This is a genomic window from Virgibacillus sp. Bac330 (assembly GCF_003667845.1).
Taxonomy (GTDB): Bacteria; Bacillota; Bacilli; order Bacillales; family Amphibacillaceae; genus Virgibacillus; species Virgibacillus chiguensis.
This window is the reverse complement of sequence record NZ_CP033048.1, coordinates 994,357-1,016,361: the sequence shown is the minus strand read 5'-3', so window position 1 is coordinate 1,016,361 and position 22,005 is coordinate 994,357. Positions and strand designations below refer to the sequence as shown.

Genomic DNA, 22,005 nt, shown 5'->3' with positions numbered 1-22,005 from the left:
ACTTCATTTTATTCTCTTTTACGGTTATTCTCAAGGAAATCAATCGCAAGCGTTGACACTATATCGTAATTTCCATAGAATTAATATGATTCATGTCCCATGCGCCTTAACAAAACGATTGTTAGGTCTTTGATACTACCAATATATTGCATTCAAATAAAGGGAGGGGGAAAATATATGCATTCATCTAATAAAGTAACCGTAAAACAAGCGCTCAATGAAAGGGATGGTTTACAAATATGGTGGAGGCTATTACGTCCTCACACATTAACTGCTTCATTCGTACCAGTATTTGTTGGCTCAATGCTTGCTTTTCATGAAGGACATATGAATCTACTACTTTTCTTAGCCATGCTAATTGCTTCTATGCTTATTCAAGCGGCGACAAACATGTTTAATGAGTATTATGACTTTGTAAAAGGTCTTGATAATGAAGGTTCTGTTGGTATTGGGGGTACAATCGTACGAGATGGTATTAAACCGAAAACAGTACTAAACTTGGCATTAACCTTTTTTGGAATAGCAATGCTACTTGGTCTTTATATTAGTGCAACTTCTAGCTGGTGGATTGCAGTTATAGGTTTAATATGTATGCTTTTCGGATATTTATATACAGGAGGCCCTTTACCTATCGCCTATACTCCATTAGGCGAATTATCTTCAGGATTCTTGATGGGAACTGTGATTATCGGCATTAGTTATTATATTCAAACAAAAACCATTACTGCAGAAGTGTTGTTTGCTTCCATTCCAATTGCAATTTTTATCGGCGCTATCTTACTTTCTAATAACATTAGAGACCTAGAAAATGATAAGGAAAACGGACGCAAAACATTAGCAATTTTATTAGGGAGAAAGAATGCTATCGGGTTTCTAGGACTAATGTTTATAATTGCCTTCGTAATTACCGCATGGCTTATTATCGAAAACATCTTTCCAATTTGGTCATTAATTACCTTTATAGGGGCAATTAAAGCTGTAGATGTTATTCTAAAATTTAAAGGTAAAACACAACCACTTGAAATGATGCCAGCAATGGCTGCAACAGGTAAAACCAATTCTATTTATGGGATATTATTAGGAATTTCATTATTTATCAGTACGTTTGTGAATTAGGGGGGTACTAAAATACATGGCTTACCCGAATACATTAATGGAAGCACTTGGAATTGAGACAGTAACCATGACGAAGGAAAAAGTGCAGCTTACCATGCCAGTCGATAAGCGAACACGCCAACCATTTGGATATTTACACGGAGGTGCCTCCGTTGCATTAGCAGAATCGGCCGCTAGTATTGGGGCGAGTCTGTATGTTGACTTCCAAACGCAAGCCGTTTTCGGAATAGAAATTAACGCCAACCATATTCGAAGCATTAAAAATGGAGTGGTTACAGCTACAGCACTTCCGATACACATTGGCAAGTCAACGATGGTCTGGGAAATAAAAATTACCGATGCAGATCATAGGCTCGTATGCGTTTCTCGATGCACTATTGGTATTATTACCAAAGAAAAATAATCCAAAGCTTGAAAGGGGTTCGTCAATGAAAACACATCTTAGTGAAGACAAGTTATTTGAATTTAAAGAACGACTCTTAAAGTTGAAAAAAGAAACAGAAGAAGCAATAGAAGCCAAGATTATGGAAGCACCAAATGAATCTTTGGAGGAGCTGGCAGATTACGATAATCACCCAGCAGATATGGGTTCGGAACAATTTGAACAGGAAAAACAAGCAGGGATACAACAAATGTTAGAAAAACAATTACAAGATATTGATGATGCGCTACAGAAAATTGAAATGGGTACATTTGGTTTAAGTGAAAAGTCTGGAAAGCCAATCTCAATTGAACGTCTAGAAGCACAACCGACAGCACGTTTTTTAGTAGGAGAAAATTAAAAGTTAACGCTCATTTTACTAGTGTGTAATACCAATCCGTGTGGCTACTTTTAGCCCAACTAATTGTGGGCACCCTAACACTATGATTCTAGAAAATTTTAAAACATAAAGAATAAAAGCGAACATTCAATCAGTGGGGTTTTTTATCCCCCCCCTGATTGTTAGTAGCCTAAGTTATTGGGGGGATCCTACCTATTTTTTAGCTTATATGTTTGAGAAGCAGGGATACCTCCAACTGACTCTGCTGCTAGAATTGCTTGGACAATGGATTGTTCTAATGTCTCTACAGCCATAGTTCCTATTAAATCAATGGATTGTTTTCTTTTCCCTGTACTTAAAGCAAAGATCGTATCACCGTCCATCAGCGTATGTGCAGGATAGATTGTCTTTGCCAAAGCATTATGAGCTATTTGTGAAATCTTGGTAGCCTCTGCTTTCGTAAGCGAAGCATTCGTAGCTATCACACCAATTGTCGTGTTCATACCGGCCGACATTTGACTTTGGTGTTTTTGCATATAAGTAATACTGTCCATCATTTCTCGGGTGTCCAAATCTATTGGTCCTGCTAATATTTCTCCTGTGTCTGGGTGTCTAATATCTCCAACTGCATTTACAGCTACTAACGCTCCCACAACTATGCCATTATCAAGTTCTACTGAAGCACTTCCTAACCCTCCCTTCATACAATGTTTGAAGCCCGCTACTTTCCCGACCGTTGCACCACATCCTGCACCAACATTCCCAAAAGAAAAAAATCCTTTTTTAGCTTGTTTTGCTGCTTGGTACCCCATTTCTTTATCCGGACGAACCTTGCTATCTCCAATTGCTAAATCAAATAAAATTGCTGCAGGAACGATTGGAACCCTAGCAACACGAACATCTAAACCTATTCCTTGCTCTTCTAAATAGTGCATCACTCCATCAGCTGCGGCTAAGCCAAACGCGCTCCCACCAGAAAGCGTAATTGCATGTACTTGATTCACAGTATTTACAGGATCTAATAATGCTGTTTCTCTTGTTCCTGGCGCTGAACCTCGAACATCTACACCACAAACCGCACCATTTTCTGCCACAACGACAGAGCACCCTGTTATCGCTTCCATATTTTCGACATTTCCTACTTTTATCCCTGGTACATCCGTTATGTTCCCGTAAGCCATCTAAAACACCTCTGTTTCTATTATTTTTATTAGAAAAACCTGGCTTCTTGTCGCCAAGTCTATTGGGAAAGCTGTTTTTTTCTTATACCATAAACCTTTTAACTTTTATACTTTTCTATAGAACAAAAACATTATTTACTAAATAAGGTATACGAAGCAAAAAATTCACTTCATTTTTGTGAGCTGTAGAACATTTTTAAAACAGGCTATTTGATACGAGGCAAGACTTGCGATAGCATATGAAGGAAATAAAAAGCAGTGCGAGCCATTCTAAAATAAAAGACTGCACTGCTCTTGTTAATATAATTGCGATTAGAATTAGATTACGAGGAAGCAAATTTAGCTTGCTTCTCTTCTATCCATACGCGTAACTTTAAAAACAATGGGACAAATAACAAGCCAACGATTATTCCTTTTATAATATTAAATGGTAGTATTCCAGCAGAGACTATTCCCCATTTAATTGCAGTATTTGACATGTCTTCCCATCCCATAAACCATGCATATGCTGGTAAGAAAACAAAATAATTTAAAACACTCATTCCAACTGCCATTACGATTGTTCCCGTAACTAAACCAGAAACTATACTTTTCACACCTTTAAATTTGTGATAGAGCATAGACACTGGTACAACAAACATTATTCCAGCTATAAAATTAGCAAGTACACCAATTGGGTCAGAGGCACCAGATACAGCTAAATATAAGAGATTTTTAATGGCGACCACAAGGACCCCAGCAACTGGTGAAAAGATGAATGATGCCATTAAAGCCGGAACATCACTGAAGTCAATTTTCAAGAAAGCTGGTAATAATGGCAGTGGGAAGTTTAAGAAAAATAATAATAATGAAATGGTACCTAGTAAAGCTAAGACGATGACTTTCATCAGTTTGGATGATTGTTTATTCATTGGTTGCATTTTCTATTTCTCCCTTCATCATGTATCGATTCCAATTTCGTGATGAAGGTTTAGAGCCAGTTTTCTTTCTACAGAAAAACCCTAAAGCGCCTAATTGGGGCTTTAGGGTAAACGTAAACAAACCATAGGAAAAATCGAGGCACATATATGTACCTGAAATTTGGCTCGACATCTTCTCCCATCCAGACTGTAACTGTCGGTTCTGGACTTGCACCAGATCAACCACAATAAAAAATTGCGGGTCACGGACTTAAGCACTCATGCTTTTTACCGTCGGTCGGGAATTTCACCCTGCCCCGAAGATGGAATCGATATTCTATTGTTATGGTTATTTTACATGAGATTTTTTAGTTTTGCAAGAAAATAATATTTCAAATCAAAACCTCGCATTCCAATAAAATGCGAGGTTTTGCAATGGCAATTACTTCTCAGCGTTAATCCATAACTTTCCTTCTGCTTGCTTACGTGTCTCATTGCCATAATTATCTTCTACTTTTACCTCAATAACAGCACCTTCTGCAACGACACTGCTTGTTGCTGTCCAATAGCCGACATAATGACCTTCTGATGTTTCCATCATTGGTAATTCTGTAGCATTCGTAGCTGTATTCGTTAATGGCATATGAATAGCATAGGTTGGATTTAGCCCTGGTTCACTATCAAACTCAATTTTGATGGACTCACCAGCGGCTAGTGTAGTATCTTCTTTTGGGGTTAAATTCTCAACCTCAGGCGCTGTGAAATTAACATCCACTGTAATTTTTTCCTTCGTTTTATTACCAGCTGCATCTTGAGCTACGACTTTAATTTCATTTTCACCATTGTCTAACAAAATTCGTTTGGAATATTTGCCATCTTGTACTTTTGCTTTCTTACCGTTCACTTTTACGGCGTCTAAATTATTATCAGAGACAGAACCTTCTACAGTAACAGTCTCTCGATTCAGTTTTTCCTCATTTTTTGGTGAATCGATGGTTAGCTCAGGCTTTTCGGTATCTAGTGTTATATTAACCGGCTCTGATTCGCCTGTTGGATTTCCATCTAGCTGAGAAACTGCTGTAAGTTCATTTTCCCCTTCTGCTAGTTCCGCTGGAATAGCAAACGCACCGTCATCTCCTATTTCAGCCGAGCCAATTTCTTCTCCATTATTCATTAATTGAATCGTAGTCGTTGGTGAAGCATTTCCTTCTACAGTAACCTGTTGCTTATTCGTAATAGAGCCATCTTTTGGCGAGGTAATTTCAGGTTCCTCTACTTCGTAATTAACGTGAGCGCGAATCATATAATTTCCTTCTTCTGCTGGTGATTTAGACCAAGATTCACCAACTAGTTGATAACTTCTTTCTGCATTTGGACTACTTTCATCTGTAGCAAGTCCAGGTGCTTCTGTATTTGGTGCTGTTTGCACATACACCACATAAAATTCTTCTTCTACCACAATGCCATGCTCTTCTAAATCGACAACTGTCCATTCATTTTCATCGCGAATGGCTTCAGCATCAACTGGGCCTGCTATCTTTTCACCTGGTGTACCATCTGGTCCATTTGCGTCCCAAACCTCCACTTGAAATGCAGTACCGCCTGGTTGTGGAAACTCTTCATTCCAAAATTTAAAGACAGCAGCATCAACAACGCCAGTTTCCTTTCCTTCTGGTAATGTCATCTTTACTCCCCAACCATTTCCAGCATCATAGAAGGCGCGAGCATTTTCTGGTGTTCCATCATCATAAGCAATTTCTCCACCAGGCACCGTGTAGAATGGCTCTAATTCCACATTTTGAGTATGATCGCTATCCTCTAGATTAATTTCCATTTCTGCACCATGATAACCGCTTGCAAGAACTTTTAACGTATATGTCCCCTGATAAGCGGTGAGTGAATAATTACCTTCCTCATCTGTTGTTACTGGTTCAATATTGGCATCCTCCACTACTAAAATCGTTGCATCTGGTATAGGTTTGCCTGTTTGTTTATCCGTAATAGTTCCGCTTATCGTGTATTGGTCCATTTCTTCTAACGTAAAATCAGCCTCCGAAGTACCATCCGGATCAATTGTTACAGACTGTTCTTGGGATTCAAAGCCATATGCTTCTGCTTTTACCGTAAAATCTCCCGCTGCATGTAATAATGAGTAGCTACCTGTAGCTGGGTCTGTAGTTACCGTACGCCCACTTTCTATGACACTTACTTGCGCTTGCATTGGTAATAATGTTGGATTCACGGTATCCTGTTTTGGTTTTGCTTTTTTCTTTGGCTGAATAGGTTTTATTTTTTCCGGGTCTACTTTTTCCTTTTTGGCTGATTGTTTATCTTGTTTGTCTTTGGAAGCTACACGTACCGTATCTATAAATCCTAACAAACCAGGATTTGACGCTTCTGCTGTTAAAGATGCATTTTTTGTACCTGCTGTATCTGTTAAAGCAACGTCATCAATATACCAGCCATCACGTGTAACACTACCGTCTGTATCTAAATTAAAGCCTATATAAACTCGTTGACCGAGATAGTCGGATAAATCAACTGTGATATTTTCCCATCCTTCAGAAACATTGGAAATTTCCTCAAGCTGTGTCCAATCCTCCTGATCCGTGGAAATAAATACATGACCATAGTCGTAGTTGTTTTCTAAGTTATACCATTGATTAAATTGTAAAAAAGCGTTCCCTTCTTCTGGAAGATCAATTGGCGGCATCACAAGTGTCGTATTTGAATCACTTTCATACGCGCCAGCCAAATTAGTGGCATATACATTCTTTCCAGAAGCAGCAGTTTCAGGTCCGGAAGTTGGCACTCCACGCTCCCAACTATTGTTTTCTCCAAATACCGTCCAGCCAGCCGATGCAGCTTCAAAATCTTCCTCATAACCGATCGTAATTCCCGGTCGTAAAGCTACCTCATACGTTTCACTGCTCGTTTCATTGTTGCCAAAATCGTTCATATGCCATGTGTAAGATAAACTTTCTCCAGTTAATTGTTCTCCAGGGATGGAAGCTATATAGCTTCCATCCTTATAATCACCAGAAACACGTTCTGCTTCAATTGTTTCTTCTTCCCCAGCTGCGTTTGTATACTGTAAATCAACTGAACTTACACTAATATTGTCGGACACCTGAATATTTAAATCTAAATCCATCCCCATATACGCTTCTGTTAATGGCTCATGCTCGAAAACAGGTGCCTCTGTGTCTTCACCAGCTTTTGTTACTTGCCCTTCTAACGTTCCTAAACCAGATACTAAAGAAGAAACAGCGTCATAAGCGTTAACTAATCCATGTCCATATCCGTTATTCGGTGATTCAGGGTAGTCACTGTCTGTGAGCGGATTAGCGGTTGACATAACAATTTCTTCCATTTCATTCACAGTAAGACTTCCATCTGCCTGCTTCATTAATGCTAAAACTCCAGAGAGCGCTGGGCTTGCCATGGATGTACCGTTCCATCCTCCTTCATAACCGCTTCCTGGCACACTTGAACGAATATTAACACCAGGTGCTGTTATTTCTGGTTTTATTTCGTCATATGGCGAAGGCCCCAGTAAAGAGAAACTTCCTAACACATCGTTAACATCCGTTGCACCAATGGCAAAAGACTCTGGATAATTAGCTGGCACCGCTACTGAACCTGGCCCACCTGGATTAGTTAAGGAAGTATTCCCAGCGGAAAATGCTGGGAAAATCCCCGCTTCTCTCCATGCAGTTACTACATCTCGATACCATTCATCAAGCCCTGAGCCACCACCCCAAGAGTTATTTACAATATCCGGAGCCATGGAAGCGTCTCCATTTGGAGCCAACATCCATTCTGCAGCTGATAATAACCAATTGTCATAGCCAACACCTGCGGCATTTAATCCTTTTGCTGCAATCCATTTTGCCCCTGGTGCTACCCCGATTTGATTGGAACCGTCAGCCTCTGCTCCAACCATTGTCCCCGTAACATGTGTACCGTGTGAGTGATCATCATAAGCTTCTTCTTCACCAGCTGTCGCATCGAAGAAACTTGCAGCGTGATCTACTTCTCCCGTTTCAGAATTATACCCACGATACTGCTCCTGCAAAGCTGGATGATCCCATTGCGCTCCGCTATCAATACTTGCTACTACAATACCCGAGCCGTCAAATCCCATATCCCATACAGACGGAGCACCAACACGCTCCACATTCCATTCTACATTTTCGTTCTCAGCTTTTATTTGCTTTTCTTCTTTATCGACAGTTACTTCAAATAGTTTACGTTCCTCATTGGGTAATATCTTTTCTACTTCAGGATAAGAAGCAATTTTTTCAGCTATCTTTTTGGTAGCTGTTACTGACATTCCATTCACAATATGAAAAGATTGGAATGTCTCTACATTGCCTTTCTCTTTTTGCTTTTGAATATAATCTTTTACATTCGTTTGCGATTCTAAAGCTGTAGACTTCAACTCTGAAATAACTGCTGAACGTTGAACATGTTCTACCTTTTGAGCTGTCAAGCTAGCTTTTTTTGCTGTTTTTTTTGCATTATTAGCCGCCTTTTTCACATCTGCCTTTTCAGCAAATTTAACAAGAAAAGTTACCTTATCATTATCTTTAAATTGCTTTGTTAATTTGCTACTTAGTTTATTTTCTACCTTAGTAGAATCACTAACAGATTGATGCAGATTCTGCGTTTCTTGCGCACCAGCTACCCCAGGCGTAAATAAAGAAAATGCAATAAAACATGTTGCGGCAATGCTTAGCATTTTGGTTTGTCGCCTTCTTCTTTTCAAAACTATTCCTCCCTCCAATTTTTCAAAGCTGCTACAAATGAAAGAACAGCAGATGCATCTTGCCCCCTTTCATTTTCTGCGTTCTTTTGTAGCTACTAGGTCACTCTCTGTTGTTAGACTAAGTATAGTAGAGTACCCATGAAGAAAGGTGTCGATATAAGTCGTTTTATATCTCAATATTCTAAATTAATAAAATAGTCTTATTTTTTCTCGCTTTTATTCATCCTCTTTGTAACCTATACATGCTTATTCTCTTAGTAACACTTGGCTTGTACCCAAGCGATTTTATGACGAAAGCTTATACTGTAAACCAAAAAATCTTATATTTTCCTATAGCGCAAAAAAAATAAGCTAGTTTCCTCCTACTTAGGAAAACTAGCTTCAAATATAGCTTTGTTTTTTGTTCTAAAAACGATTAACATTTCTCTTTTTTCTAGTATAAAAATGATTAAGTTTACCTACAAATCCAAGATTTAGTTTAAGCAATTTGCTTATATAAAGAAAACAAACGACCTTCTACCTAATTTTTCACTTGAAATTTAGGATAAAAACCTACTCACCTTTGCTCATAGCTTCTATTTACCTAGAAAAGGCTAAACGTGCTGTCGTTAAAATCCAAAGATTCATGTAAAAATGTTGTCTATTTAGAAAGCCTTCGCTTCTACTATAAAAAACCAAAGAAATCCTATACTTTTCCTACAGTGTAAAAAATAATTTTACACTGTTATAAATCAAGTGGGTTTAAGCTTTCTTCTCCTGTTAACGCAGAGATCATTGCCACTAACAAATCAATTTCTTCGGCTATATCTTTGATACTTGCTGTTTCAACAGGAGAATGCATATATCTAAGCGGAAGCGATACAAGCGATACAGGAACCCCTTTTCCTGTCAGCCGCATTTTATCAGCATCTGTTCCAGTCATACGTGGCGTAAGCTCATACTGAATAGCAATATCTAAAGATTTTGCCGCCTTTTCAAGTAGTTGATTGATCTTGATATTGATAGGGGCACCTTTTGCTAATACAGGGCCTTTTTCTAATCGAACATCACCATATTTATTTGTATTAACTCCAGGATAATCTGTCGCAAATGTAACGTCGCAAGCAATCGCCATATCCGGTGCTACACCTGCCGCTGCAAAATAAGCGCCGCCCATATTCGTTTCTTCATTTACTGTACTAGCTGCATAGACACCTACTTGGCAGCCCGCCTCTTTCAATTTTCTTAGCACCTCTGCTACAATAAAAGCGCCTGTTCGATTGTCTAGACCGCGACCAGCAACATAACGATCCGACAGACATTCCGGTTCCGTCTTATATACCGCTAGATCACCAATATGTATTTGTTCCTCTGCCTCTTCTTTCGTTTTAAAACCGCAATCGATAAACAAATCTTCTAAACTAAAGTCATTCTTCAAACCACCATGATGTTGAGCGTTGACGCCAATAACACCTGTTAAACAATCATTTGCACCTAGCACCGTCACCTTCATTCCAACCGCAGCTTTAGGATTAATCCCACCCATTTTATCAAAATGTAAGAAACCACGCTCGTCAATTCGATTAATAACTAGTGCTATTTCGTCACAATGACCGGCTAATAACACTTTAAATGGTGCCTCAGGGTTTAAAACACCAATGACATTCCCAGCATGATCTGTTCTTATTTCGTCTGCAAAAGGTTTGACATATTCCAACCACTTCTTTTGAATTTCCATTTCTAAGCTGGATGGAGAAGGGGTTTGTAATAATTCTAACAAAAATTCTTGGTTTGCTAATTGCATCTTATTTCCTCCTAACGTTGTTAAGTTCTATTGCTATCATAGCAAACATCTCGATCCATTCCTATTTTTATTGATACAAATGGAAATGAAAAAGCTACATGGGAACCACGAGCAAAGAGCATACAAGATGCAAGCGAAATTACCAAATAAAAAGGAAGCCGATTATCAAGATAAATTTAAAGAAATGATATTATTTATGAATAAGAGCTTCCGGGATAACTCCCAGTTTTGGGAGCATGTACACAAAAGTTTAGAACACACGTTAAAGCAAATTAGTTAGAGAAATTGCCTTGTTAAAGCCTCTATGGAATAGCAAACGACAACCTGTTAGGACGCTAACTCTCCCCTAAATTCATACTGGTATATGAATAGCTACGGAGATCATCTTTCGTATAATCAAAAAGCCCTGTGATTATAAAGACCATAACTTGTCTATACTATATGAAAAACATGTAGCGTTTTGAGCATACAGCAGCGTTAGTTGCTTATGCTCAAAATGGTGAATCTCTTATTTCTTCGTTATACATAGAAAAGCCCGATTTCACAATGGAATAGCTATTGTTTTTTATACTATAATTAAAAGAACATGTAAAAGGTGAGCAATTTGAGTATTCGACTAATTAAACAAATTTATTTTAAACTGCCTTTATTATTTAAACTACTAATGAGCATTTTTTTATTTATGCTCGTTTTTGGATTTTTCATTCATTTAGCAGAACCTAGCCAATTTCCTTCCATTTTTGATGGTATTTGGTGGGCATTCATTACTGGAGCAACTGTCGGTTATGGAGATTTTGTTCCTTTAACTCCAATTGGTAAATTAATAACCATATTGTTAATCTTAACAGGTGGCAGTTTAATTGCTTTCTACATAACCTCATTAGCAGCCTCTACTTTTAGACAAGAACAAGCTATAGAGGAAGGAAGAGTAGCGTTTAAAGGAAGCAATCACCTTGTACTGATTGGGTGGAATGAAAGAAGCCGACAGCTAATCGAATCTATTGCTCAGTCTAATTCACATACTCGAATGGTACTTATCGATACAACGTTAGAGCACGTCTCGTTTTCCGATTATCCTGTCCACTTTATTCAAGGTGACCCTACAGAGGACATGGTTTTAAAAAAAGCAAATATACATTTAGCCGAACGTGTATTAATAACTACAGATACAGCCAAAAATGAACGAGATGCTGACAATGTAACCATTCTCTCGGCCGTAGCTATTCGAGGAAATAATGCAAACGTACCCATTATTGCCGAGATTGTTTCCGTCACACAAATCGAAAACGCACGTCGTGCAGGAGCTACCACTATCATTCGCTCTAACGACTTTACAAGTATATTATTTTTTCATGAACTATTTCGTCATAGAGCATCGCAACCATTTGAAGATATCCTTCACTTATTAACAAAGCAACAATTTTACCATAAAGAAGTAGAAGAAGAGTTGGGAGATTTAACCTTTCAGGAAACGATTATTTTATTAAGCAATAAACAGCAAATCCCTCTTGGTATTATTCGTAATGAGCGCTATTATGTGAACCCTTCACCCCAATTTCGTTTACAAGCAGGAGACCAATTAATCCTACTCTTTCCTTGGAATAAGTAACGCTTCCACTTCCTGTATATAATCTTTTCCCATATCAATATATTCTTTTGGGATATCCGTATCTGGATCTGTCGGCGTCTGGAATTGATTAACTAGACCTTGAATAGCACCATTTCGACTATCGATATCATTTCCAGACTCATATTGATGTCCCAATACGAATGGTTGTTGTAGACGAACGATAACACCCGGGGAATCTAACTCTCCTGCAATAGCTTTAAACGGAATTCGTAAAAAATAATACGTACCTCGATCATCCAACTTAATATCTAAGTATCCATGATCATACTCCCAACTCGAACCTATAACAAATCCTATTGGTTTTAACACTTCCTCTAATTTAAACAAAGCATATGTTTCATCTTCCAAACTTGTTTGTATTGGTACCATTTACCTGTCTCCTCACATAATAATAATAGTGTTAAAAATACATATTCGTACTTTCTATCTGAACCCGTTAAAAATATTCCTTTCATTTAAAATACTACCCGTATGTTTTGCTACCTAGAGATTATTATGCTAAAATATTTTATTGTGTAAAAAGAAACGAAAAGAAATAGGAGTTGTTCAGCATGACAAGCAATTTTGAGATTGGGCAAATTTTAGATGGTAAGGTTACTGGAATTCAACCATACGGTGCATTTGTTGCACTAGATGAAGAAACACAAGGACTCGTTCATATTTCCGAAGTTACTCATGGCTACGTTAAAGATATTAATGATCATTTAACAATTGGTGATGACGTAAAAGTAAAAGTATTGCAAATTGATGAAGAAAAAAACAAAGTTTCTTTATCCATTCGGGCTACACAAGACACACCACAAGCTAAACCAAAACAAGTTAAGCCAAAGCAAGTAGAAGTAGAACCTTCTGGATTTAATACGCTAAAAGATAAACTAGAAGAGTGGATGAAACAATCTAACTACAATAAGAAATAATGATAAGGCAAACTCGCATTCGGAGTTTGCCTTATGTTTTATTGATCTACACCTTCTGGTTCGTGCTGATCTGCAAAAGCTTCATCGGTTTTAAACAACAGTGGGATTAATACTAGCCCACTAATCCCTACTACTGTATAGATAATTCGAGCAAAAGTTGCACTCTGCTCACCGCCAAATATTGCAGCCACTAAGTCAAACTGAAATAAACCAATTAAGCCCCAATTCACTGCGCCAATAATTGTTAATGCTAAAGCTGTCCGTTGTATTCCATTCATTTTTACAACCTCCTTCCTTTCGTATCTAACATAGTTTTTGTAAAATGATAGAGATTATGCAGTTTCTTTCTTGATTTCCCTCCGTCTCTTGGGTAAAGTGAATAATGTAACAAACTTATTTCTAACTCTTTAAAGGAGGATACACATGACTCACGTAACATTCACGTATAAAAAAGCTCTTCCCTTTATGAATGAACAAGAATTAGATCATCTTGAAAATGCAGTAGAAACTGCCCATCACGCACTACACAATCGAACAGGCGCTGGTAGTGATTTTCTTGATTGGATTGACTTACCCGAAAATTATGATAAAGAGGAATTTAATCGCATAAAAAAAGCAGCAGAAAAAATTCGCGATCATTCGGATGTGCTATTAGTTATCGGTATAGGGGGTTCTTATTTAGGTGCTAGAGCTGCTTTGGAAATGCTTAACCATTCCTTCCAAGCTTATATAACAAAAGAAGAACGAAAAGCACCACATATTATTTTTGTTGGACACCATATGAGTTCAACCTATATGCATGATTTAATGGACGTGTTAAAGGATAAAGATTTTTCCATTAACGTGATTTCTAAAAGCGGTACAACAACTGAGCCAGCAATTGCGTTTCGTATTTTCAAGCAAATGTTAGAAGACAGATATGGAGTAGAAGGCGCAAAAGAACGTATTTTTGCAACAACTGATAAAGAAAAAGGAGCATTAAAATCTTCTGCCGATCAAGCTGGTTATGAAACATTTGTAATTCCTGACGGCGTTGGAGGACGTTATTCTGTTTTGACAGCTGTAGGGTTGCTCCCAATTGCAGTAAGTGGCGCTTCCATCGATGAAATGATGCAAGGTGCACGTGATGCTATGAACGATTTTTCTGAACCTAGCTTAAAAAACAACATAAGTTATCAATACGCTGCAGTTCGTAACATTCTTTACAATAAAGGGAAAACAACTGAACTGCTTATTAATTATGAACCAAGTTTACAGTATTTTGCAGAATGGTGGAAACAGTTATTTGGCGAAAGCGAAGGAAAAGATCATAAAGGCCTTTACCCATCTTCAGCTAATTTTTCGACTGATTTACACTCATTAGGGCAATATATTCAAGAAGGGCGCCGTAATATTTTCGAAACCGTGCTTCGCGTTCAAGAGCCAAAGCGTCAATTAACTGTAGAAAAAGACCCTGTTGATGCAGACGGGTTAAATTATTTGGCTGGCAAAACGATTCACGAAATAAACGATAAAGCCTTCCAAGGAACACTTTTAGCTCATACAGATGGTGGCGTACCAAATCTTGTAGTAGAAGTACCTAAACTGGATGCTTATACTTTTGGCTACCTTGTTTACTTTTTTGAGAAAGCTTGTGCGGTGAGCGGTTATTTATTAGGTGTTAACCCATTTGACCAACCAGGTGTGGAAGCATATAAAAAGAACATGTTTGCGCTTTTAGGTAAACCAGGCTTTGAAGATGCGAAAAAAGAATTAGAAGACAGGTTGTAATTTTTAGGGGAATCATAACCTTAATCCCCTTCATCCAGCGCAGCGATGAGCGTATATTAAAAATAGAATGAGCATGTTTAAAAAAAATCTCATTGGGTATACTAAGAAATGTAAGACTTTCTCGTATTCCCCCTGTAGGCAAAGCGTTAAATCGCTTTGCTTTTTTCTTTTCCATACACATCGTTCTCTCGAATTCACAGTGAGGATTTTTATCATCCCCTAGCTCAAAGATTTGACCAAAAGGATACTACAAAATAAAAGTTAGTACAGTATTCACCACTTAGACTTGTTCAGCTCCACATCTGCCATTTTTTAGTGGTAATCTCACTATTTTATATCTAGAGTAAAAATTAAGAAACTCATATAACGTAAAGCCTCTAAGCACAAGAACAAAAATTCTGCGCTTTCATTTCATATCATGTTATACTAAACATATGCGTTTGAGCACTGGTCTAGATAGACAGTTTCAATAACAAAGCTGGATGACGAACTATGTCTCCAACAATATATGCCAGAATGTTATGATTAAGGAGGCTATAAATGAGTATATTTGAAGAGCAACATAGCAGAAAAAATACGCGATCTGTAAAATGGGATATGTTAAAGCCTGTATTCCAAACAGACGATGTTTTACCAATGTGGGTAGCAGATATGGACTTTAGAGCTCCTGAACAGGTAAACGAAGCACTTATCGAGCGCAGTAAACACGGTATTTACGGCTACACAATAGTGGATGATGCAGTTAAAGATTCGGTTGTAAAGTGGATTCATCGTAGGCATTATTGGCACATTGATCCTAATTGGTTATCATTTAGTCCTGGTGTTGTCACTAGTTTACATATGGCAGTGCAAGCTTTAACAGAGCCTAATGATAAAATACTTATTCAAACACCCGTATATACCCCTTTTTACAATGTGATCGAAAGCCACGATCGACAAATTGTAAAAAATCCATTGCGCTATGAAGATAACTACTATCAAATTGATTTTGACGATTTTGAAGCTAAATTAAAGCAAGGCGTAAAGGCGTTCATTCTTTGCTCTCCGCATAATCCAGTAGGACGTGTGTGGAAAAGGGAAGAACTAGAAAAAATGACCAAATTATGTTTGGATTATAATGTAACTATTATATCGGATGAAATTCATTGTGATTTAACGTTTCCCAATGAGCGACATATCCCTATCGCTTCTCTTTCTAAAGAAATAAATGACCAAACAGTAACATGTATGGCTCCATCAAAAACATTTAATTTAGCTGGTTTACAGGCTTCCTATATCATTACTCCTAACCAAGAACGAAGAAAAAAAATTGAAGCGCAATTATCAAAACAAGGCGTACATGGTTTAAACATAATGGGGAACACCGCTTTAGAGGCAGCTTATTTGTATGGAGATAGTTGGCTTGACGAACTTCGCGAAGTTTTGCTAAGTCATAAACAGTATGTTGAAGAAATGTTAAAAACGCATATTCCAGAAATAACTGTAACACATTCAGAGGGGACTTACTTACTTTGGATTGACTGCAGTGCTTTAAATATGGATCCAAAAGAATTACGTGAATTTATGATTCACAAGGCAAAAGTAGGGTTAAATACAGGGAAAGATTACGGAAAAGAAGGATCAACCTTTATGCGGATGAATATAGCTTGTCCAAGAGCAACATTGGAAGAGGGCGTTAGAAGAATCATCCAAGCAATTCAAAACAGATAATTTCATTCATAAAAGCAGGATGGCATAATCGTGTTTCGTTTAGCCAGACCTGCTTTTTTTGCTTTAAGCTACTTTATCAAGCGAACATTTCTAATACATTCGTTCTACTCTTCCTCTTCATTATTTTGTGTTGGGTCTGATGGTCGTTTTTCATTATCACCATTTGTTTTTGTTAACGTACCACAAATTATTCTCTCTCCTGAATCTCCTCCAGGTTGGCTTACTCCGTCATCTTTATTCTTAGTAACAATAATGGATGTTCCTTTACCTTCAGTTAGCGAATTTTTTCCATCTAATAACGTCGTCTCCGGCATCATTAATTCAGCGTTAATAACTCCGTTAGCATCTGCTTCTATGTTTGGCATGTCCCCTAAATGGTTTCCTTCTGGATGCATGAGACCATGTTCTGCACCAGTCGGGTTAAAATGATTGCCAGCAGATGTGAAATCAGGCGCTTCACATTTGGCGTATTCGTGTACATGTATTCCATGAAACCCTGGTTCCAGCCCTTCTAATTCCACTTTCACCTTTACCCCATCAGATTGTTCATGAAAACTAGCTGTACCAACCATATCACCAGATGAATTGTACATTTCAACTTCTTTTGTTTTCTCATCTTTTGGCTGGCAAGCTACAGCTATTAATAATAGAGAAATGACCATCACCATTCTCATAATTTTACATCCACCCTTTTTTAAAACTTAGCTTGCCCATTAACTATACGGCTACTCGTTTATTTATAGATCCAATTATTATACAGAGAAAGAAACAAAAAATATTAAAAACCCCTTCACCTTGGAAGGGGCCGTTATATAACATACAATACAATTGTGTTTTAACGTAGATGCAAAGTGTAGCATTCGGCTGTTGCCTTCTCCCACTGAAATTTTATTACTTGGACTTCGCCTCTCACATAAAAACTTGGCTAGAAGCCAAGTTTTCCTAATCATGAGGTTCATGCAATTCCTTGTGGTATTGTTGCTTAAATTTTCGCTCATCCTTCTTCGATTTCTTATAAATAAAGTACATGGCCACCCCTGCAGCAATCATAAAAATAAGTAATGTTATAATGGCAGGGATATATTCCGATTTATCCTCTGGAAAATAAAGAAAAGGCATCATTTTTCCTCACATCCTCCCATGTTATTATAACAAACTTATCATTATTTGCTACAAGCATAAAGGAATTTGTTTATTTTCAGAAAGAGCTGATCTTGAGGCAAAAATCTTTATGACGATAGAACGCCGTCGTTTTCTTTATACTATACACCCTGAAAGATTTATGCTTTCCATAGTATAAATAGGCAAAATACAGCTTCGCAAGATATAAATTAACCCCCAAAAATACCCATTATCGCAAGTAACATATCGTATTCTTTGGGTTCTTTATTACTTTTAAGAAAAGTATCACAAAGCTACAACTATTTGCAGTTTCTTTTTTTCTTTGGCAAAATGGAACTACGTGCATTTGTTTGACAGAAGGGAGACTTATATTATGGCGGACGTAGCTATAGGGCAAATTGTAAAAGCGCATTATCGATCAGGTACCTATATTGGAAAAGTGGTCGGTGATAAGGGAGATCGTTACGTAGTTGAAGTGCTTGCAGTAAAAAAACACCCAATGCAAGGTGATTTACACAACCCACAGCAGACAGAAGGCGTTTTCTTTCATGAACGAAAAGCTTTAGCCTTTGGTGAAAAAACTAACGTTAAAAAAGCAGCTGTACACCCCTTTAATGAAACGGTTCCAAATTACAATAATTCATTAAAAGAAGCCGTAGAATTATACCGTAATAAACTGTTACAAAAACATTCAGATTACAACCAAGCTGCACTTCAATGCTTAGCTAATTTGGAAAAAAATTATTATTAATGTGTACTATTTTCCCTCTTTCTGAGCAATGATACAATAAGGCGTACCCACAACATTAGTATAGAGTCTAAAAATAAACAAGCTACCAGCATCACAGACTGACAGCTTGTTTATTTATTTACTCACCAAGATGTTCTTTAATAACTTCTTCAATACCATTAATAGCTTCTACCTCATCTGAGCCATTAGCAGTAATTTTAATTTGTGCTCCTTTAGGAATACCTAACGACATAACACCCATAATGGATTTCAAGTTTACTGTTTTGTCATTGTAAGCAATTTCCACTTCAGATTCAAACTGACCTGCTTTGTTTACTAAAAGTGTAGCAGGACGAGCGTGTACTCCAGTTTCTGCAGTAATTGTAAAAGTTTTTTCTGTCATTTTCCTTCATCCTTCCAAAGAAATAATCATGTAATGTAATTATAAAATGGCTCAGCAAGCATAGGATTTTCTTATCTTTTTGAATCGATTACATTCTCCTCATCTTCCAAACAAATCTCAATGAAGATAGCCCCTGCTCCCTTAACCTTGTTTTTTCCAACAGGACAAGCACAAGCTTTTTGCATAGGTATACATTTCATCCAAGTGAAAAACTGAGCTAAACCTATTATATACAAAAAAACGATATTTTGAAACAAAAAAGTGTTTTTTAATAAAATGTTTTATTTTTCTATTTAAAAACTAACTACCACACCTACGAAACCCCAATAGATAAATTGCTGTTTTATTGAGTAGTATCTGATTTTCTCTCTACTAGCACTAGCCATCATACTTATCTAAGCCCTTTTATATAACTTGCATTTTTTGACCACATAATATTCATATTTATTATTTCTTTGTAGTTGTTTTTCATTTTAGCCTGTGATAACGTTATCTTGAAAGCTACTCAATATTATTATAGGAGGCTAACATGATGAGTGTACATATTGGTGCAAAATATGGAGAAATTGCTGATAAAATCTTATTGCCTGGTGACCCTCTCCGCGCTAAATTTATCGCAGAAACATTTCTTGAAAATCCAAAACAGTATAATAAGGTAAGAGGCATGCTAGGATATACTGGAACATATAAAGGGGAAAAGATTTCTGTTCAAGGAACAGGTATGGGAGTCCCTTCTATTTCTATTTATATAAATGAGTTAATGCAAAGCTATGATGTTCAAAAATTAATTCGTGTAGGTACATGTGGTGCAATTCAAAAAGATGTTCAGGTAAGAGACGTTATTCTCGCTCAAGGATCAACTACGGATTCACAGATGAATCGAATGGTTTTCGGTGGTATTGATTATGCACCAATTGCAGACTTTGATTTATTAAAGAACGCATACGATGCCGGTGTTGCAAAAGGGCTAAACCTAAAAGTCGGTAATGTCTTTACAAGCGACACCTTCTACAGAGATAATGCAAAGGAAGTAAATGAAAAATTAGCTGCCTACAAAGTGCTAGCTGTAGAAATGGAAACAACTGCTCTTTATACATTAGCTGCAAAATTTGATCGTCAAGCATTATCCGTACTAACCGTATCCGACCACATCTTAACTGGAGAAGAAACATCAGCTGAAGAAAGACAAACCACTTTCCACGAAATGATGGAAGTGGCGCTAGAAGCGGCTATTAAGTAAACTTTTACATTGAGGGTTTTCCATTCTCCCTACTAGATAATAGCTAAACCTTTTTTAGAACTTTCATTTAGTTGAAACAGCGCATTCGCGTACCTATATTTGGTGCGCGAATTTTATTTTTGCTTCCTTTGTTTTTAACATTAACACTATAAGCCAAGGAAATGAATTACACCTTAAACCTTAAAAAACCGGTTTACCATCGAGTCTTTATGGTGATGTAACGCCGTCGTTTTGCTTATTCTATAAATCATTGAAATTTTATGCTAGGCTATAGAAACAATATAATGCTATTTAAATCTTAAACATGGCATCCCTATCCCCCATGCTATACCACTTAACAGACGTATCTTCCCTAACCGCCACAAACGTTAACTAACAAATACACAGGTTGACAAACAGTGTTTTAATCGATACTATATTTCTAGCATCATAAATAGTCAACACGTATAAACCATTATACACAGGGGGGAAAAACATGAATCAAATGAGAACAATAGACCTTACATATGGAGCGGTTTTTGTTGTACTAATGGCAATTGGAGCTAATATTACCGTATGGTTCCCGATGCTAACGATACCCATTGGCGGAGCTGATGTTCCACTTTCCTTGCAAACATTTTTTGCAGTTCTAGCAGGATTAATGTTAGGTCGTAAACTTGGAAGTTTTTCGATGCTCGCATATATGCTTGTAGGGATAGCTGGTGTTCCTGTATTTGCTGGACTATCAGCCGGGCCTCGAATGTTCATCAGTCCAACTGGCGGATTTATTATATCATTTATTTTTGTAGCTCTAGTTACTGGTTGGATTGTAAATAAACCTAAACAAAATTATTCCTTTGTTCGTTATTGTTCAGCAGCGCTCTTAGGAACGGCAATAAATTATATAATTGGCGTGACATATATGTATGCTGCTTCCAATATGTGGTTAGACGTCCCACTTAGCTACACACTAGCCTGGAGCGGAATGATACCGTTTCTAATTAAAGATATTGCTTTTGCCGGGTTAGCGGCTTTATTTATGGTCCGTGTCATTAAAAGAATTCCCGTCTTAAGTCGCGCTAAACTAAGCGGATAAATATTAATTCAATTCCAATATAACTTTAGTGTGTCCTTTTATAACACATGTATTGTTCTAGAGACGAAATTATAGGTAAGAACAACGCCTCACCTAGTACATCCTGCTTGGAATATGGGAATAGAAAGCAACGGCTAATCCAATCATCATTTAGTTGAAATATTTCATGCGTATCCTTCTCTCTTATGGTAAGATAACAGTATGTAATTTAACGCATATCTTCTTACAACACAGGATACACTTGTTTTAGAGAGGGTGTTTTAACAGCATGGAACTATTTTTAAATTATCCCTTGTGGGCAGCATTAACAGCTATTTTTTTCGCACAGATAATTAAAATACCAATTGGGCTAGTTGTTACAAAACAGCTGAACCTTAGTTTAGCATTTAGTACTGGGGGGATGCCAAGTAGCCATTCGGCGGCGGTGGCGGCATTAACTACTAGCGTAGGTATTATAGAAGGTGTAACGTCTACCATGTTCGCTATCTCTTGTGTATTCAGTGTCATCATTATGTTTGATGCTACTGGCGTTAGAAGACAAGCAGGGGAGCAAGCAATTGTGTTGAACAAACTAATTCGCGATTTTCAGCTTTTTATAGATGGAGCAAAAGGCTGGCAAAAAAAAGAAGAAGATGAAAAAAGACAGGAATTAAAAGAGTTGCTAGGTCACCAACCAATTGAAGTGTTTTTTGGCGGTTTAGCTGGAATTATCATTGCTATTACAGTGTACCATTTATTTTACTGAAAAATGTTATTTGAAAACAAACTTGACTCACCCCGAAAGTCTCACGTCTTATTAGCAAAACTTAGCTTGCCACTCAAGTCTTATGGCGAAAGCTTTTTTCTTATCCTATAAACGAAAAAATCTCATGTTGTCCTATAGAACAAAAAAGCAAT

Annotated in this window: 20 protein-coding genes and 1 riboswitch; of the genes, 11 read left to right on the top strand and 9 right to left on the bottom strand. The window is 37.3% G+C overall.

The annotated features are described in order from the left end of the window. The first annotated feature begins 177 nt into the window (after nt 1-177). Genes D9780_RS04560 through D9780_RS04550 form a run of 3 tightly spaced genes read left to right on the top strand, consistent with a single transcriptional unit; the run spans nt 178 to nt 1,898 of the window. Entirely contained in the window at nt 178-1,116 is a 939-nt protein-coding gene (locus tag D9780_RS04560) for a 1,4-dihydroxy-2-naphthoate polyprenyltransferase (RefSeq protein ID WP_121639427.1), read from the top strand. A gap of 16 nt (nt 1,117-1,132) precedes the next feature. Then, nucleotides 1,133-1,519, top strand: a complete 387-nt coding sequence (locus tag D9780_RS04555) for a hotdog fold thioesterase (protein WP_116277146.1) — start codon at nt 1,133-1,135, stop codon at nt 1,517-1,519. 25 nt (nt 1,520-1,544) lie between these two features. Beyond that, nucleotides 1,545-1,898: a TraR/DksA C4-type zinc finger protein gene (locus D9780_RS04550; protein ID WP_073011046.1), complete on the top strand. Its 354-nt coding sequence runs from the start codon at nt 1,545-1,547 to the stop codon at nt 1,896-1,898. Nucleotides 1,899-2,086: 188 nt separating this feature from the next. Here the strand turns inward: D9780_RS04550 and D9780_RS04545 are convergent, their stop codons facing one another. From D9780_RS04545 to D9780_RS04530, 4 genes are all read right to left on the bottom strand, one after another. Then, nucleotides 2,087-3,058: a P1 family peptidase gene (locus D9780_RS04545; protein WP_121639426.1), complete on the bottom strand. Its 972-nt coding sequence runs from the start codon at nt 3,056-3,058 to the stop codon at nt 2,087-2,089. A gap of 323 nt (nt 3,059-3,381) precedes the next feature. Beyond that, complete coding sequence (locus tag D9780_RS04540) at nt 3,382-3,978, bottom strand: ECF transporter S component (RefSeq protein WP_371413704.1); 597 nt, start codon at nt 3,976-3,978, stop codon at nt 3,382-3,384. Between the two features lie 166 nt (nt 3,979-4,144). After that, nucleotides 4,145-4,286: riboswitch (FMN riboswitch) on the bottom strand. Between the two features lie 113 nt (nt 4,287-4,399). Next, a complete protein-coding gene (locus D9780_RS04535; RefSeq protein WP_121641429.1) occupies nt 4,400-8,701 on the bottom strand; it encodes a S8 family peptidase in 4,302 nt (1,433 codons plus the stop codon). Between the two features lie 751 nt (nt 8,702-9,452). Further along, the gene (locus tag D9780_RS04530; RefSeq protein WP_073011037.1) at nt 9,453-10,511 is read right to left on the bottom strand and encodes a M20/M25/M40 family metallo-hydrolase; all 1,059 of its coding nucleotides are present in this window, start codon (nt 10,509-10,511) and stop codon (nt 9,453-9,455) included. Nucleotides 10,512-11,115: 604 nt separating this feature from the next. Here D9780_RS04530 and D9780_RS04525 point away from each other — a divergent pair. Next, a complete protein-coding gene (locus D9780_RS04525; protein WP_116277148.1) occupies nt 11,116-12,120 on the top strand; it encodes a potassium channel family protein in 1,005 nt (334 codons plus the stop codon). Here the strand turns inward: D9780_RS04525 and D9780_RS04520 are convergent. Next, a complete protein-coding gene (locus D9780_RS04520) occupies nt 12,097-12,510 on the bottom strand; it encodes a YugN family protein (RefSeq protein WP_073011026.1) in 414 nt (137 codons plus the stop codon). The two genes, D9780_RS04525 and D9780_RS04520, sit on opposite strands and share 24 nt — an antisense overlap. Nucleotides 12,511-12,692: 182 nt before the next feature. Between D9780_RS04520 and yugI the strand changes: the two genes are divergently transcribed. Then, a complete protein-coding gene (yugI, locus tag D9780_RS04515) occupies nt 12,693-13,058 on the top strand; it encodes a S1 domain-containing post-transcriptional regulator GSP13 (protein ID WP_116277149.1) in 366 nt (121 codons plus the stop codon). A 38-nt stretch (nt 13,059-13,096) separates the two neighbouring features. On the opposite strand, the gene D9780_RS04510 is transcribed toward yugI, so the two are convergent. Further along, the gene (locus tag D9780_RS04510) at nt 13,097-13,336 is read right to left on the bottom strand and encodes a DUF378 domain-containing protein (protein WP_073011021.1); all 240 of its coding nucleotides are present in this window, start codon (nt 13,334-13,336) and stop codon (nt 13,097-13,099) included. A 145-nt stretch (nt 13,337-13,481) separates the two neighbouring features. Here D9780_RS04510 and D9780_RS04505 point away from each other — a divergent pair, with 145 nt between their 5' ends. Next, nucleotides 13,482-14,828, top strand: coding sequence for a glucose-6-phosphate isomerase (locus D9780_RS04505; protein WP_073011019.1), 1,347 nt, complete (start codon nt 13,482-13,484; stop codon nt 14,826-14,828). Nucleotides 14,829-15,368: 540 nt separating this feature from the next. Then, nucleotides 15,369-16,538 (top strand): MalY/PatB family protein, encoded by a 1,170-nt coding sequence (locus tag D9780_RS04500; protein ID WP_121639425.1) that lies wholly within the window; start codon nt 15,369-15,371, stop codon nt 16,536-16,538. Between the two features lie 104 nt (nt 16,539-16,642). Here the strand turns inward: D9780_RS04500 and D9780_RS04495 are convergent, their stop codons facing one another. Next, nucleotides 16,643-17,212: a superoxide dismutase family protein gene (locus tag D9780_RS04495; protein WP_116277152.1), complete on the bottom strand. Its 570-nt coding sequence runs from the start codon at nt 17,210-17,212 to the stop codon at nt 16,643-16,645. Between the two features lie 268 nt (nt 17,213-17,480). Then, nucleotides 17,481-17,660 carry a hypothetical protein gene (locus D9780_RS04490; RefSeq protein ID WP_073011010.1) on the bottom strand — a complete coding sequence of 60 codons (180 nt, stop codon included), beginning with the start codon at nt 17,658-17,660 and terminating at the stop codon, nt 17,481-17,483. Nucleotides 17,661-18,033: 373 nt separating this feature from the next. Between D9780_RS04490 and D9780_RS04485 the strand changes: the two genes are divergently transcribed. Next, complete coding sequence (locus D9780_RS04485; RefSeq protein ID WP_073011007.1) at nt 18,034-18,411, top strand: kinase-associated lipoprotein KapB; 378 nt, start codon at nt 18,034-18,036, stop codon at nt 18,409-18,411. A 118-nt stretch (nt 18,412-18,529) separates the two neighbouring features. Here the strand turns inward: D9780_RS04485 and D9780_RS04480 are convergent, their stop codons facing one another. Next, nucleotides 18,530-18,793, bottom strand: a complete 264-nt coding sequence (locus D9780_RS04480) for a phosphocarrier protein HPr (protein WP_073011004.1) — start codon at nt 18,791-18,793, stop codon at nt 18,530-18,532. 532 nt (nt 18,794-19,325) lie between these two features. On the opposite strand from D9780_RS04480, the gene deoD reads away from it, so the two are divergent. The 3 genes from deoD (at nt 19,326) to D9780_RS04465 (ending at nt 21,853) form a co-directional block, all read left to right on the top strand. Next, on the top strand, nt 19,326-20,033 hold the full coding sequence (gene deoD, locus D9780_RS04475; protein ID WP_073011001.1) for a purine-nucleoside phosphorylase: 708 nt from the start codon (nt 19,326-19,328) through the stop codon (nt 20,031-20,033). Nucleotides 20,034-20,508: 475 nt separating this feature from the next. After that, nucleotides 20,509-21,108, top strand: coding sequence for a biotin transporter BioY (locus tag D9780_RS04470; RefSeq protein ID WP_073010998.1), 600 nt, complete (start codon nt 20,509-20,511; stop codon nt 21,106-21,108). A 268-nt stretch (nt 21,109-21,376) separates the two neighbouring features. After that, nucleotides 21,377-21,853, top strand: coding sequence for a divergent PAP2 family protein (locus D9780_RS04465; protein WP_121639424.1), 477 nt, complete (start codon nt 21,377-21,379; stop codon nt 21,851-21,853). Nucleotides 21,854-22,005 lie beyond the last annotated feature (152 nt).